The following is a 13,939-nucleotide window of genomic DNA, read 5'->3' on the forward strand; positions in this document are numbered from 1 at the left end:
TGACGCCGGAGGAATCAGGTGAAGATTAAACGTTTTTTTGCCAAGGACATGCGAACTGCACTGGCGGAAGTCAAAGAGGTTCTCGGCCCTGATGCGGTCATCATGTCGAACAAAAAGGTATCTGGCGGCATAGAGATAGTGGCGGCGGTCGATTATCAGGCGTCCACGCCGGCGCCAGAAATTCGTCGCGAACTGCGCGAAGACAACGTCAATTTATCGACGCCAACTCGGCAGGCTGAGCCAAAAATGGCATTCTCGTTTGCCCAGAGTCAAAAAAGTGACACCAAAGAGAGTTTTCCTGACAGCCTGTCGGCTCTGTTAGCGCGTCAGCAACAAATACAGGAGTCCGGGATACCGGGTTTTGATACCGGTCCGCGGACCTTGGCGGAACAGGCGGCCATCCCGGAGCCCCAAACTGCGCGCCGTCCGGCCGCCAGCTCCAGAGCCGCACCATCCCACCGAGATCGGGAGCTGGAGTTCATGCGGACCGAGTTAGCGTCGATTCGCAAGCTGTTGCAGCACCAGGTGTCAGGTTTGATGTGGCAGGAAGTTGAACGCCGTGAGCCAGTGCGTGCGCTGATCATCAAACAACTGACACAAGGCGGATTTGAGGCGCCATTTGCCGAACAGTTGGCGAGTCATATTCCTGAAGAGGCCTCCTTGCACGAAGCGTGGCATCGTCTGCGCGAGGCGCTGACAGCGGCATTGAAAACGGGCGATGATGACATCCTCCGCCATGGTGGTGCCGTCGCGTTGCTAGGGCCGACTGGTGTTGGCAAGACCACGACGATCGCCAAATTGGCCGCACGTTTTGCCATGAAATACGGGCCGGAACAGGTAGCCCTGATTACTACGGATCATTACCGGATCGGTGCCCACGAACAACTGCAGACCTATGGTCGCATCATGGGCTGCGTCGTCAAGACAGTGGCCAACGTTGAGGAGTTGTCCAGCGCGCTCTATCAATTACGCAATCGTCGTTTGGTGCTGATCGATACCGCCGGCATGGGACAGCGGGATGTCCGTTTAACCGAACAACTCGACACCCTGGTGAAGAATGCCAAGGTCAGGATCCGCAGCTATCTGGTGTTGCCAGCTACATCGCAGCGGCGGGTTTTGCAAGAGGCGTTTGAGCATTTTCGCCGGGTGCCCCTGAGTGGATGTATTTTAACCAAACTGGATGAGAGTCTGAATCTGGCCGAGGTGATGGGGATGTGCATTCGTAATCAACTTCCCATCAGCTACATAACCGACGGGCAGCGGGTGCCTGAAGATCTTCAGACGGCGACGGCAAGCGAATTGGTCGAGATGACATTGCGTCAGCTGGAGCAGGACGGAGCCGATACCCATTTTTGGGGCCAGGACAGCGAGCGAGCCGAGCATATGGAGTTTTACAAATAATGAATAACAGCAATCTCGATCAAGCTCAGGGGCTGAGAAAAATGCGTCAGGCAAACCGGGTCAAAGTGATCACTGTCACCGGTGGTAAAGGTGGCGTCGGCAAGTCCAATGTCACGCTGAATATGGCGGTGGCCATGGCGGCACAAGGCAAGCGCGTCTTGCTGCTGGATGCAGACCTGGGGCTGGCCAACATCGACGTCATGTTGGGGTTACGGGTGCAAAAAAACCTGTCCCATGTGTTATCAGGGGAATGCACGCTGGATGACATCATAGTGGAAGGCCCCTATGGCCTGATGATTATTCCTGCGACCTCGGGTACCCAATCGATGGTGGAGCTGACGCCAGCCCAGCACGCAGGTCTCATCCGGGCGTTCAGTGATATGAAAACCACCATTGACGTGCTGTTGGTGGACACGGCTGCCGGCATCTCTGATATGGTGCTGAGCTTTGCCCGTGCAGCACAGGATATTTTGGTCGTGGTCTGCGATGAGCCGACTTCCATCACGGACGCCTATGCTCTGATCAAGTTACTGTCACGAGAGTATGGCGTGTTTCGCTTCAAGGTTGTTGCCAACATGGTTCGCAGTCTTAGGGAAGGTCAGGAGCTGTTTAGCAAGCTGACGCGGGTGACGGATCGTTTCCTTGATGCTTCATTGGAACTGGTGGCCTGCATTCCATACGACAATAATGTCAGACAGGCGGTGAAGAAACAGAAGGTGATCGTCGATGCATTCCCCAAATCGCCGGCCTCCTTGGCGTTCCGCGCACTGGCCAACAAGGCCGCCGGCTGGCCGACACCACACCAGCCTGGTGGTCATCTGGAGTTCTTCATCGAAACCCTGTTGAACAAACCGAATGTAGTTCAGGACACTGTTAGTGAATAAAGCTCAAGCCTATGCTCGTCATCAGGATCAAAACGCACTGGTAGAGCGTTATGCGCCTCTGGTGAAACGTATCGGTCTGCATCTTATGGCACGCCTGCCAAGCAGTGTGCAATTGGATGATTTGCTGCAATCAGGCATGATTGGGCTGCTGGATGCGGCTAAAAATTATGACAGCAGCAAGGGTGCCAGTTTCGAAACCTATGCTGGTATCCGGATTCGTGGCGCCATGATTGACGAGATCCGCAGCGGCGATTGGGTGCCGCGCTCGGTGCATCGCAACAGTCGACGCATCTCGGATGCGATTGATGTGATAGAGCAACGCTCGGGTCGCGACGCACGTGATACGGATGTCGCTTCAGAATTAGGTGTAACACTCGATGATTACCATACCATGTTGAATGAGGCGGCCTGTGGCCGCCTTATTGGCATTGAGGATTTGGGGGTATCGGATGATGTGTTGCACGGTGAGGAAGAGCCTGAACCGAGTAACGAAGCGTTCAGTGCCATGGTTGACGAGAGATTCCAGGTGGCGCTATCTGAAGGAATTCGTCATCTTCCCGAAAGAGAAGCGCTTGTTTTGTCGCTTTACTACGACGAGGAGCTGAACCTCAAAGAGATTGGACAAATTTTGAGCGTCAGCGAATCGCGGGTCAGCCAGATCCACACCCAGGCGATGCACAGATTGCGCGCCAGAATGAAAGATTGGTACTGACCGCACATATGCTTGTCTACACTCAAGGCTGAGTGTGATGCATAATAAAAACAATATTGCTATAAACAGAATGAGTTAGGGCTGCCCTACGCAGTCTTCTTAGGAGGGTATTTTGGATAAGAACATGAAAATCCTCATTGTTGATGATTTTTCAACGATGCGCCGGATAATCAAAAACTTGCTTCGTGACCTTGGCTTCAACAATACCCATGAGGCAGATGACGGCAATACCGCTCTCCCAATGCTGAAGAATGGTGATTTCGAGTTTGTAGTCACTGACTGGAACATGCCTGGGATGCAAGGCATCGATCTGCTGAAGGCCATCCGTGCCGATGAGAAACTGTGTCATTTACCTGTGCTGATGGTGACAGCTGAAGCCAAGCGTGAACAGATCATTGAAGCGGCCCAAGCTGGGGTGAACGGTTATATCGTCAAACCTTTTACAGCCGCCACTCTCAAAGAAAAGCTGGACAAGATTTTCGAGCGCATTGGCTGACGGAGTAGTGACTCATGAAAGTCAAGGTGCCGCTGATCAACCTTGAACAAGCCAGAATGCTGGTGATGTATCTGGAACAGGGTGAGCAGGTGGCTGCAAACGAACTGCTGGCCGAAATTTGTGTGCCGAATGCGAGCGAACTATTTGCGCATGTTGGCCAACTCACTCGCCAGCTGCACAACTCGTTGCAGGAATTTCGTCTTGATCCGCGAATTCCGGATCTGGCAACTCAGGATATTCCTGATGCCCGTGAGCGTTTGAATTATGTGATCACCATGACCGACAAGGCAGCTAACCGCACCATGGATGCCGTTGACGCCAGCCTGCCGTTAGCCAATCAGCTCAGTCAGCGCATCTCGGAGGTCTTGCCGGCCTGGAATGCACTGATGAATCGACGGATTGAGTTAGGGCATTTCAAGGAGCTTTGCCATCGGCTGGATGATCTGATCAAACAGTCAGAGACTGATGCCAACCAACTCCGAGATTTGCTGACCGAAATTTTGATGGCACAGGATTTCCAAGACCTCACGGGGCAGATGATCCGTAAAGTCATCGCGCTGGTTCATGAGGTGGAGTCGAAGCTGGTCGAGATGCTGACCTTGTTTGGCGATCCTGAACCTACAGCGCCGATAGAGCCTGCTCCGTCACGAGGTATTGAGGCGGAAGGCCCCATCATCAACAAGGAAACCCGGGCAGATGTGGTGCAGAGCCAGGACGATGTGGATGACCTGTTATCAAGTTTAGGTTTCTGAGGGAGTAAAGAATGGGCTACGAAGTTGATGAGGACATCCTGCAGGACTTTCTGGTCGAAGCATCGGAAATTCTGGAGCAGCTCTCTGAACAACTGGTCGATCTGGAGAAGCGACCAGATGATCGTGAGCTGTTAAATGCCATTTTCCGTGGATTCCATACCGTCAAGGGCGGTGCTGGTTTCCTGTCGCTGACTGAGCTGGTAGATGCTTGTCATGGCGCCGAGAACGTGTTTGATACATTACGTAACGGTGGCCGTCAGGTCGATGCTGAATTGATGGATGTCATCTTGCAAGCCCTCGACACCATCAACGAAATGTTTGCCCACGTTCAGAATCGTGAACCTCTCGAAGCGGCCGCACCGTCGTTACTTGATGCCCTGCATCATTTGAGCAAACCTGCTTCTGCCGCTGAAATCGCTGCCAAGACAGTAAAGAGCAAACCTGCCGAGGTAAAACCCGAGCCGGTATCCGCAGCGCCCGTGACGACCTCCTCTGCTGGCTCTTCGATTGATGATATCACTCAGGATGAGTTTGACCGGTTGCTGGATGAGCTGCATGGCGTGGGTAAGGCGCCGAATGTTCCTGCCAGCAGTGCACTGCCCGCTCAAGAAGGCGGGGACATTACCGATGATGAGTTTGAGGCCCTGCTTGATCAATTGCACGGTCAAGGCAAGCACGTCGGTATTCCCGAGAGCGTTGGCAGCCATATGACCCAGGCGCAATCGGAAGCCGATGCGCTGATCAACGATGATGAATTTGAGGCTTTGCTCGACCAATTGCATGGTAAGGGCAAGGCGCCTACAACCGCATCGCCGGAGAGCGTCAAGTCTGCGGTGATGGATGACGCGGATCGGGCTCCTGTGGCCTCCCAGGTCAACAAAGCTGCGCCAGCCGCACAACAAGCACAACAACAAGTTCAGAATGAGACCACAGTTCGTGTCGATACACGGACACTGGATGTCATCATGAACATGGTGGGTGAGTTGGTGCTGGTGCGCAATCGTCTGGTCAGTCTCGGCATTGCCAGCAACAACGAGGAGATGTCCAAAGCGGTCTCCAACCTGGATGTGGTGACGGCAGATCTGCAAGGCGCTGTGATGAAGACGCGCATGCAGCCCATCAAGAAGGTGTTTGGCCGCTTCCCGCGGGTTGTTCGTGATTTGGCACGCAGCCTCAAGAAAGACATCAACCTCGTGATGGAGGGGGAAGATACCGATCTGGACAAGAACCTGGTCGAGGCGCTTGCAGACCCCATGGTTCACTTGGTTCGTAACTCCTGTGACCACGGGATTGAGCTGCCGGACGTGCGCGCCAAGGCAGGCAAAGATCGTGTGGGTACCATTCGTCTGAGTGCATCACAAGAAGGTGACCATATCCTGCTCCTAATCGAGGATGATGGCGCCGGCATGGATCCTGAGAAGCTCAAGTCGATTGCGATCAAGCGTGGTGTCCTTGATGCCGAGCAGGCAGCCAGGATGAGCGATACCGAGGCCTACAACCTGATTTTTGCTCCCGGCTTTTCCACCAAGCAGGAAATCTCCGACATCTCTGGGCGCGGTGTTGGTATGGATGTGGTTAAAACCAGTATTTCGCAATTGAATGGTTCTATCCGTATTCACTCTGAGCAGGGAGTTGGTACCCGTCTGGAGATCAAGGTACCGTTGACCTTGGCGATTCTGCCGACACTGATGGTCGAGGTGGGTCAGCAGACCTTTGCGTTGCCGCTGACCAGCGTCAACGAAATTTTCCACTTGGATCTGACGCGTTCGAAGATGGTGGATGGCCAGTTGACCATCATAGTGCGCGATAAGGCGATCCCGCTGTTCTATCTACAGGATTGGCTTATCCGCGGCGCCCGTAAAGGCAGCTTCCGCAAGGAACAGGGGCATGTCGTCATTGTGCAAATTGGCACACAACAAGTCGGTTTTGTCGTCGATAACCTGATTGGCCAGGAAGAGGTGGTGATCAAGCCACTGGATAAGCTGTTGCATGGCACTCCCGGCATGGCAGGGGCCACTATTACCAGTGATGGTGGTATTGCCTTGATTCTGGATGTGCCTAATCTGCTTAAGGCTTATGCGCGACGTCGTTAATAAATAGAGAATGAGACCCCAGATGGCTGTAAAGGTATTAGTTGTAGACGATTCAAGTTTTTTTCGACGCAGGGTCACTGAGATAATCAATCAGGACCCTACGCTCGAAGTCATTGATACCGCGCAAAATGGGCGAGAGGCGATAGATAAAGCTCTGAAGCTGCAGCCGGATGTCATCACGATGGATATTGAAATGCCGGTGTTGGATGGCATTTCGGCTGTTCGTGAGATCATGGCGAAGAATCCGACGCCGATTTTGATGTTCTCTTCGCTGACGCATGATGGCGCCAAGGCTACATTGGATGCTTTGGATGCTGGGGCGCTCGATTTTCTGCCAAAGAAATTTGAAGATATCGCGCGCGATAAGGAAGAAGCGACCAAGTTGCTGCAGCAACGAGTGAAGGCTATCGCACGACGCCGGATTTTCATGTCATCGAGCCGAAGTCAGTCTGTCGCATCCCATCCGACAACCGCGGGCGGGCAAGCGAGCCCGGCAAGTAACGTGTTGTCCAGACCCTCTCCATTCGCTAATCGACCGCTGATGTCTGAACGCGTTACTGGCGCGTCAGCGGCAGCGCCGGCCACTACTTTTAAGAAAAGCGGTAAAACATATCAATTGTTGGCGATTGGAACCTCTACCGGTGGGCCCGTGGCGCTACAAACGGTATTGACTCAATTGCCAGCTGATTTTCCGTATCCCATTCTGCTCATTCAGCATATGCCAGCCACGTTTACCTCGGCGTTTGCGGCCCGCTTGAATGGGCTGTGCAAGATATCGGTCAAGGAAGCAGAGGATGGGGATCTATTGCGTCCCGGTTGTGCTTATCTGGCGCCTGGCGGCAAGCAAATGATGCTGGAAGGTCGCGCTGGTAGTGCGCGCATTCGGATTATCGATGGCAATGACAAGGTGAACTACAAACCTTGTGTCGATATTACCTTTGCTTCGTTAGCTAAAAGCCATGGCGATAAGGTATTGGCATTGGTGTTAACGGGGATGGGGGCGGATGGCCGCGACGGGGCGCGTTTGCTGAAAGAACAGGGGTCGACTATCTGGGCGCAAGATGAGGCCTCATGTGTCGTGTACGGTATGCCACAAGCCGTTGCCAAGGCGGGGATTGCATCTGAGTCGTTGCCTCTGGATCGAATTTCGCAGCGCATTCTGGTTGAAATAGGACGTTAACCATGAACTTGCTAGGTATCCTTGTCGCGATCGGTTTTATTATCGGTGCCAACATTCTGGAGGGGGGGCATCCCAGTGCCATGCTCAACCTGCCAGCCTTTTTGATCGTGATCGGTGGCGCGATCGGGGCGGTCATGGTGCAGTTCCCGATTAAAGTCCTGCTGGTCTCACTCAAACAGTTTGGCTGGTTGATCTCGCCACCAAAGCTGGATCTGCATGCCCAATCCGAGCTGCTTGAGGGGATGTCGACGACTGCCCGTCAACAGGGGTTGCTGGCGTTGGAAAATCAGGTGGCGCAGATAGGTGATGCCTTTACACGCAATGGTCTGCAGATGATCGTGGACGGTGTTGATAAAGAGCAGCTGCATCAATTACTTGAAAACGAAATTGAAATTGAGCAGCACGAGCTTGAACAGTCGGTCAAGGTCTTTGAGGCGTTGGGCGGCTATACCCCGACCATGGGGATTTTGGGGGCCGTGCTGGGTCTTATCCATGCCATGGGCTTGTTGGATCGCCCTGAAATGTTGGGCCCTGCCATCGCGGTGGCCTTTGTGGCAACTATCTACGGCGTCGGTTCTGCCAACATCCTGTTTTTGCCTGTGGCCAATCGGTACAAGGCAATCAATCATGACATCGCACACTTTAAACTGATGGTTCTTGAGGGCCTGCTGTCTATCGCCAGTGGCGAAAATACGATGCAGTTGAAACGCCGCCTGCAGGTCTACATTGGAGAGGAATAAGCGATGGGGAGAAAAAAGAAGGTTGAACCGCCAGAGAACCATGAGCGCTGGTTGATCTCCTACGCGGACTTCATGACGCTTCTTTTTGCTCTCTTTGTGGTGTTATACGGGTTTGCTATGTCCAAGCAAACCGAAGTCAAAGCATTAGTCCAGGGATTGATTCAGAGTTTTACCGAAATGGGTTTTGTAACTGCCCGCCCTGGCTCGACGGTTCTAACTGGTAGTTTCGGAATCGTTCAAAGCAACGACGACTCGGATATCAGTGCCGCTTCACCAAACCAGCAAGTGATGATAGTGCAGGCTCCGACGCAGGGGGGGGGGGGCATGCTGGATACCGGACAGCCGCCAACACAGCAACCGGTTCCCACCCAAAATTCACAGACAGAAATTAAAGATCAGTTACCGATGGATGAGAGCATCAGTAACAGCTCGGGTGCGCCTTTTGATGCGTTGAAAAAAGAGTTTAACAAGTCGCTGGAAGATTTGGTTTCGGCTGGGCTTATCGATATCAAGTCTGACGAGAACTGGCTGACCATCGAGCTCAGCTCCGGTTTGATCTTCCCCAGCGGCAGTGCCACCGTGTTGTTGCAGGCCAAGCCTGTACTCAAGCAGATTGCCAAGACGCTGGCCCCTCTGCGCAACTATGTCCGCGTTCGTGGCTATACCGATGATGTGCACATTGCCAACGAGCTGTATGGTTCCAACTGGGAGCTTTCGGCACAGCGAGCCATTTCAGTATTGAAGAGTCTGGAGAGCGATGGTATTCCCCCCGCCCAGCTGGCGATTGAGGCGTATGGAGAGTTTTCACCATTTGCCTCTAACTCGACGGTGCGAGGGCGGGAGCTGAATCGAAAAGTTGTGATAGCCGTTTCGCGTTTTTCTTATACTCCCAAACCGCTGCCGGTCATTGTGGATGACGTGCCAGCCAAGCCAGGGGAGCAACCGCTAACTGACATCATTACACCAGAAAATTACAATATCATTCAGCTGCCTGATGGCCGTCTCAAGTTAAAAAAGCAGGAATAAGACCTTGATTGTATGGACTATTGCCAACCAGAAAGGTGGCGTCGGAAAGACAACAACTGTGGTCACTCTCGCCGGCTGGCTTGCCAGCTTGCAAAAGCGTGTCCTGTTATTGGACACCGATCCGCATGCGTCTTTGACCAGCTATTTGGATTATGACTCTGATTTACTCGATGGAACTTTATTTGATCTGTTTGCGCAAGTGAGTCCGGATCGGTCGGCGGTCGAGAAAGTCATCCTGCCAACCCGTTTTGAAAATATCAGTCTGATGCCGGCGTCGATTGCGTTATCGACACTCGATCGCACCCTGGGAAGCCGAGATGGCATGGGACTCATTTTGCGAAGGGCACTGCAGCATGTAAGCGACCGCTATGATGTGGTGCTGATCGATTGTCCTCCGGTGCTTGGGGTGATGATGGTGAATGCCCTGGCTGCAAGTAGCCACATTCTGGTGCCGGTGCAAACCGAGTTTCTTGCGTTAAAGGGTTTGGAGCGGATGATAAAAACATTCGAGATCATGCAACACTCCAGCCAATTGCCCTTTAACTACACCATAGTGCCCACTATGTTTGATAAACGGACCAAGGCCTCCTTGCAGAGTCTTGAATCTGTTCGCGGCTTGTATGGTGCGCGGGTATGGGATTCTGTCATTCCCATCGACACTAAATTCCGGGATGCCAGCCACATGCATGTTCCTCCGTCGCTCTACGCACCAGACAGCCGAGGGAGCCAGGCTTACCTTGGTTTGCTCAATTATCTTTTGGCCGAGGAGAAGGTCGCGATATGAGTCAGGACTCTCAATTCAAGGCCATGGACAGTTATTTTCATTCACTGTTGAATGAGTCTGTAGTGGCTGAGCCGGCGCCTGTGGTTCAGCCAGCACCGGAACCCGCAGTGGTGACATTTGCTGAGCCACAAGGGTTCGCGGAGCAGGAAAAACTGCAAGCCCTGCTGGCGGATGTGGAACGGGTATCCAAAACGGAAATCAAGACGCCACAGAAGGTCAGCCCGTCGACGCTGTCCACACCGGTAAAAGTGGCGCCACCCGCCCCGCCAATCTGGAAGAACATTGAAACTGGCCGTGAATTTCAAGCACTGTTTTTCGTTGTTTCCGGGGTGACATTTGCCGTACCGTTAACCGAATTAGGCGGTATTCATCAGCTCAGTAAAATCAATACGTTATTTGGTAAGCCTGATTGGTTTGCCGGTGTCATGACGATGCGTGATTCGCAGCTTAATGTGGTCGACACTACGCGCTGGATCATGCCGGGCCAAGTGGCTGAACAGGCTTACGAATATCTCGTCATGTTGGGTAATAGTCAGTGGGGCCTGGCCTGCCATCAGTTGATTGGTACTGAACTGCTGCTGCGTGATCGCATTCAGTGGCGTAGTAGTGCAGGAAAGCGGCCTTGGTTGGCAGGAATGGTCAAGGACAAGATGTGTGCGCTGTTGCATGTGCAGGAACTGCTGCTATTGCTGGAAAAAGGTCTCAATATTGAGGGTTGCTAGTAGGTAGTAATCCTCTTTTGTTGCTAATTTTGTTTCATGATGCTGGATATTGAAGGAATCGGAATATGAGCCAAAAGCGTAATGTGGCGCAGAACGTAGCAGAAGATGAAGTGCTCCAGTGGGTCACGTTCCAGCTGGATCGTGAAACATACGGCATCAATGTGATGCAAGTGCAAGAAGTGTTGCGTTATACCGAGATTGCACCTGTGCCAGGTGCCCCCGATTATGTATTAGGGATTATCAATCTGCGCGGTAACGTTGTCACTGTGATAGACACTCGCCTGCGATTTGGCTTAGAGCCTGCAGAGGTGAGCGATAACTCGCGCATCGTGATTATCGAGGCAGAAAAGCAGGTAGTGGGTATTTTGGTCGATAGCGTGGCGGAGGTCGTCTATCTGCGTGCCTCTGAAATTGATGTTGCGCCGAGCGTCGGTACCGAAGAGAGCGCTAAATTCATTCAGGGCGTCTCAAACCGTGATGGTGAGCTGCTGATCCTGGTGGATTTGAACAAGCTGTTGACTGATGAAGAGTGGGATGAACTGAGCCAGCTGTGAGTATCAATTTCGAGTGGATCGCGCTGATTGGGGCTGCGGTAGCAACCTTGCTTGCCATCGCAGCCCTGATTGTCAGCTATATTCTCAGCACACATAGTCGTCGTAAACTTCAGGCGATGGAGCTTCTGGTGAAGGAGCTGCTCAAATCAAGAGACAGCACGCGCAAGCAACTCAATGAATTGCACAGCAGTGCTCTGGGTACTGGGCAGCGGTTACTGGAGATGGAAAAAGGCATTCTGGCCTTGTCTGAGCGTCAGCAGGAGCTGGTTCTGCAGGATCCGGACAGTCGTCTTTACAGCCGAGCGGCACGCATGGTCGAGCTGGGGGCTGGTCTGGACGAGGTCATGGCAGAGTGTGAGATTCCCAAAGCCGAGGCCGAATTGTTGATCTCACTGCGCGCCGGGAAGAAAGGCTAGCAGTCGCAGGCTCTTCCTCTGTGTCTAAAAGCCGGTTGTCCGGCTTTTTGTTTTTTCACACATGCTCCTCAATTGCGGCAGTGCCATCCGAGCGTCGCCAATGCTCCGGGAATTTCCCTTGCAACATGAAGGAGTAGGCCAGGATTTCTGCGATGACGACATACAACGCAGGTGGAATAGCCTCTCCCTCCTGCATGCATGCCAGCCGCTCCATCAGCGCCGGATCCTGATGAATATAGATACCGGCCTCCTCGGCCATCGCCAGGAGTTGTTTGGCCAGTTCGCCTTCTGTTTTCCCTGAGATATGTGGTGCGGTATTACCATCATAGGTCAGAGCAATCGCCCGCAGATCTTGCGTCATCGTCATACCCGTATTGAAAAGCCATCAGGCGGCTGTGCGTCTGTTTCAGGCACAGCCTGAACTTTGCCTTGCTTGCAGACAAATTGAGCCGGACTCAACCCCAACTCTCTGAATCGACTCTCGAGTTTTGGCCAGGTCTGTTTGATGCGCTCATAGGTCTGTCGTCGTTCAGCGACCATCTGCAATTGGACCTGTGGTAAATCGAGGAGCGCCTTAATCTGCAGCATACCCATATGCTCCAAATCCAGCATGAAGCTGAGCGTCCATTGATACTTTCCTTGCTCATTGCGCTGTTGTTTTAGGGCCATGTGATTCTCTTTGCCACCAGGGTAGTGCGGTGGGAGCGGTACCTGAAACAACAGCAGCGAATTTGACTCTTGTGGTGTGGCCTGAAGCCGCTCCATCTGTTGTAGAAAATGAGCCGCTGTTTTGTGTGCTCCAGAACTGGATTCCATTCCATCTTCAAGTGTGGTCGTTACTTGGGTTCGGCTGGGTTGTTGCTCTTGTGTGCTCTCGGCTTGCCAGCGTTGCAGCCGGTATGACAGCAAAGCGATGGCCCATTGCTGGATTGCTTGGCTGTGACTGGTATTCCCCAGAACCGGATTCTGAACAAACGTGAGCCACTCGGAAACTTGCTGAGCAGTCTGAATTTGCGGTGTGATAGCTGACAGCACACGGCTCAATCCTGCCAATAACGTGGGCGGGAGCTGCTTGCGCAGCAACATGACCCCTAACTGATGCAGGTAGTCGCCTTGAGGCTTAAGCGCGGTTGATGGTGTGCTTTGCTCATTAGTCGAAGGCGTTGCTGCATCGTCATGGCTGTGCATCGCCAATGTCGAGGCGGCTGTTGGCTGAGCAGTGACGGCATCAACCTTGAGCTTTGATAATGCCGTCGTCTGTAGTGGATGTTCGGCATCTGCATCGTTAACGCTTTGTGGTCGTTCAGTAAGGGGTGCAGCTGTTGGTGCCGGATTTTTAGTGACCTCGATGGCCTGTTCCTGCGTCGATGGTGCAGTCGATGGAGGAGCTAGCTGCGCGCTGATTGACGCTTTGGCTGATGCATCCTGTGTGGCGGCTGCAACCCTGGTGTCGAGCACGTGCCCTTCGACGCTAGATGGAACCGACGCGGCCGTACCGTTACGCACTCCTGTTGCTACGTCAGCTATAAATTTGACGGTCATCTCAAGGGCTTGACGGATCATTGGCTGTGCCTGAGGGGGCGTTGATTGAACGGTCAATGCATTCTGTTGCAGCTGGTGTTGTAGTGCCCCGGCAGGTGGTGTCGGTAATTTCAGCGTGATCAACTGTGCCAGCCAGTTCCACAGTGCCCGACCACTTTCGGTACCGGGTTGTAATGTGGCTGGTAAGTTCGTGATGGCGCTGGTCAGGGCTGAGTTATCAGGGCGGCTGGAACCAGGTAGTAACGGTGTCACGATCTGAGTCATTAACTGACGCAGCTGTGGATCGTCTGCCGGTAGTTGAGCGATGAGGCTGGGCAACAATCCCTGTAGACTATGGCCGGCGAGGCTAGGGCTGGGGTTGGCGTTGCTTGCCGGAAGCGGTGAATTGACAGCGGTTAATAGGGTGGTCATCTGCCGCAGCAATGCTTGTTGTTTGTCACTCAGGCTGGGGGGTAATTGGCCTTGCAACTGACTTATGCCACGTAAAAAATCACGTAGTGCACGTTCGTTTAATTCGGGTGCCAAGGTGCTGCGACTGTCCACCTCCGGCTGCACTTGCTGGGTTGATGGTGCTGATACAGCTGACAAGTCTGGGGGCTGAACACTGGCCACGTTACTCAATCCACCTTTTTCATGT

General features: G+C 53.1%; 15 protein-coding genes. 13 read left to right on the forward strand and 2 right to left on the reverse strand.

Going from position 1 to position 13,939, the window contains the following annotated elements; translation table 11 throughout:
* The first annotated feature begins 18 nt into the window (after positions 1–18).
* The 13 genes from flhF to ACFOSS_RS01830 all read left to right on the forward strand — a co-directional run bounded on the left by flhF (position 19) and on the right by ACFOSS_RS01830 (position 11,760).
* Complete coding sequence (gene flhF, locus ACFOSS_RS01770) at positions 19–1,401, forward strand: flagellar biosynthesis protein FlhF (protein WP_377150281.1); 1,383 nt, start codon at positions 19–21, stop codon at positions 1,399–1,401.
* Positions 1,401–2,285: a MinD/ParA family protein gene (locus ACFOSS_RS01775; RefSeq protein ID WP_449301171.1), complete on the forward strand. Its 885-nt coding sequence runs from the start codon at positions 1,401–1,403 to the stop codon at positions 2,283–2,285. The genes flhF and ACFOSS_RS01775 overlap by 1 nt, the downstream gene beginning before the upstream one ends.
* Positions 2,278–2,997: an RNA polymerase sigma factor FliA gene (locus ACFOSS_RS01780; protein WP_377150282.1), complete on the forward strand. Its 720-nt coding sequence runs from the start codon at positions 2,278–2,280 to the stop codon at positions 2,995–2,997. The genes ACFOSS_RS01775 and ACFOSS_RS01780 overlap by 8 nt, the downstream gene beginning before the upstream one ends.
* 124 nt (positions 2,998–3,121) lie before the next feature.
* Complete coding sequence (gene cheY, locus ACFOSS_RS01785; RefSeq protein ID WP_449301172.1) at positions 3,122–3,493, forward strand: chemotaxis response regulator CheY; 372 nt, start codon at positions 3,122–3,124, stop codon at positions 3,491–3,493.
* A gap of 14 nt (positions 3,494–3,507) precedes the next feature.
* Entirely contained in the window at positions 3,508–4,245 is a 738-nt protein-coding gene (locus tag ACFOSS_RS01790) for a protein phosphatase CheZ (RefSeq protein ID WP_377150284.1), read from the forward strand.
* 11 nt (positions 4,246–4,256) lie between these two features.
* Complete coding sequence (locus ACFOSS_RS01795) at positions 4,257–6,338, forward strand: chemotaxis protein CheA (protein WP_377150285.1); 2,082 nt, start codon at positions 4,257–4,259, stop codon at positions 6,336–6,338.
* A 22-nt stretch (positions 6,339–6,360) separates the two neighbouring features.
* Entirely contained in the window at positions 6,361–7,518 is a 1,158-nt protein-coding gene (locus ACFOSS_RS01800; RefSeq protein ID WP_377150286.1) for a protein-glutamate methylesterase/protein-glutamine glutaminase, read from the forward strand.
* A 2-nt stretch (positions 7,519–7,520) separates the two neighbouring features.
* The gene (locus ACFOSS_RS01805; protein ID WP_377150287.1) at positions 7,521–8,258 is read left to right on the forward strand and encodes a flagellar motor protein; all 738 of its coding nucleotides are present in this window, start codon (positions 7,521–7,523) and stop codon (positions 8,256–8,258) included.
* A gap of 3 nt (positions 8,259–8,261) precedes the next feature.
* Entirely contained in the window at positions 8,262–9,284 is a 1,023-nt protein-coding gene (locus ACFOSS_RS01810; RefSeq protein WP_377150288.1) for a flagellar motor protein MotB, read from the forward strand.
* 4 nt (positions 9,285–9,288) lie between these two features.
* Entirely contained in the window at positions 9,289–10,068 is a 780-nt protein-coding gene (locus tag ACFOSS_RS01815) for a ParA family protein (RefSeq protein WP_377150289.1), read from the forward strand.
* Entirely contained in the window at positions 10,065–10,790 is a 726-nt protein-coding gene (locus tag ACFOSS_RS01820; RefSeq protein ID WP_377150290.1) for a chemotaxis protein CheW, read from the forward strand. The genes ACFOSS_RS01815 and ACFOSS_RS01820 overlap by 4 nt, the downstream gene beginning before the upstream one ends.
* A gap of 65 nt (positions 10,791–10,855) precedes the next feature.
* The gene (locus tag ACFOSS_RS01825; protein WP_377150291.1) at positions 10,856–11,344 is read left to right on the forward strand and encodes a chemotaxis protein CheW; all 489 of its coding nucleotides are present in this window, start codon (positions 10,856–10,858) and stop codon (positions 11,342–11,344) included.
* A 23-nt stretch (positions 11,345–11,367) separates the two neighbouring features.
* Entirely contained in the window at positions 11,368–11,760 is a 393-nt protein-coding gene (locus ACFOSS_RS01830; RefSeq protein ID WP_377150645.1) for a DUF2802 domain-containing protein, read from the forward strand.
* A gap of 55 nt (positions 11,761–11,815) precedes the next feature.
* On the opposite strand, the gene ACFOSS_RS01835 is transcribed toward ACFOSS_RS01830, so the two are convergent.
* On the reverse strand, positions 11,816–12,121 hold the full coding sequence (locus tag ACFOSS_RS01835) for an EscU/YscU/HrcU family type III secretion system export apparatus switch protein (protein ID WP_377150292.1): 306 nt from the start codon (positions 12,119–12,121) through the stop codon (positions 11,816–11,818).
* Positions 12,122–12,123: 2 nt separating this feature from the next.
* On the reverse strand, positions 12,124–13,914 hold the full coding sequence (locus ACFOSS_RS01840) for a flagellar hook-length control protein FliK (RefSeq protein WP_377150294.1): 1,791 nt from the start codon (positions 13,912–13,914) through the stop codon (positions 12,124–12,126).
* Positions 13,915–13,939: the final 25 nt, after the last annotated feature.

Origin of the sequence: Pseudaeromonas sharmana (assembly GCF_042649925.1) — a bacterium.
Classification (GTDB): domain Bacteria; phylum Pseudomonadota; class Gammaproteobacteria; order Enterobacterales; family Aeromonadaceae; genus Pseudaeromonas; species Pseudaeromonas sharmana.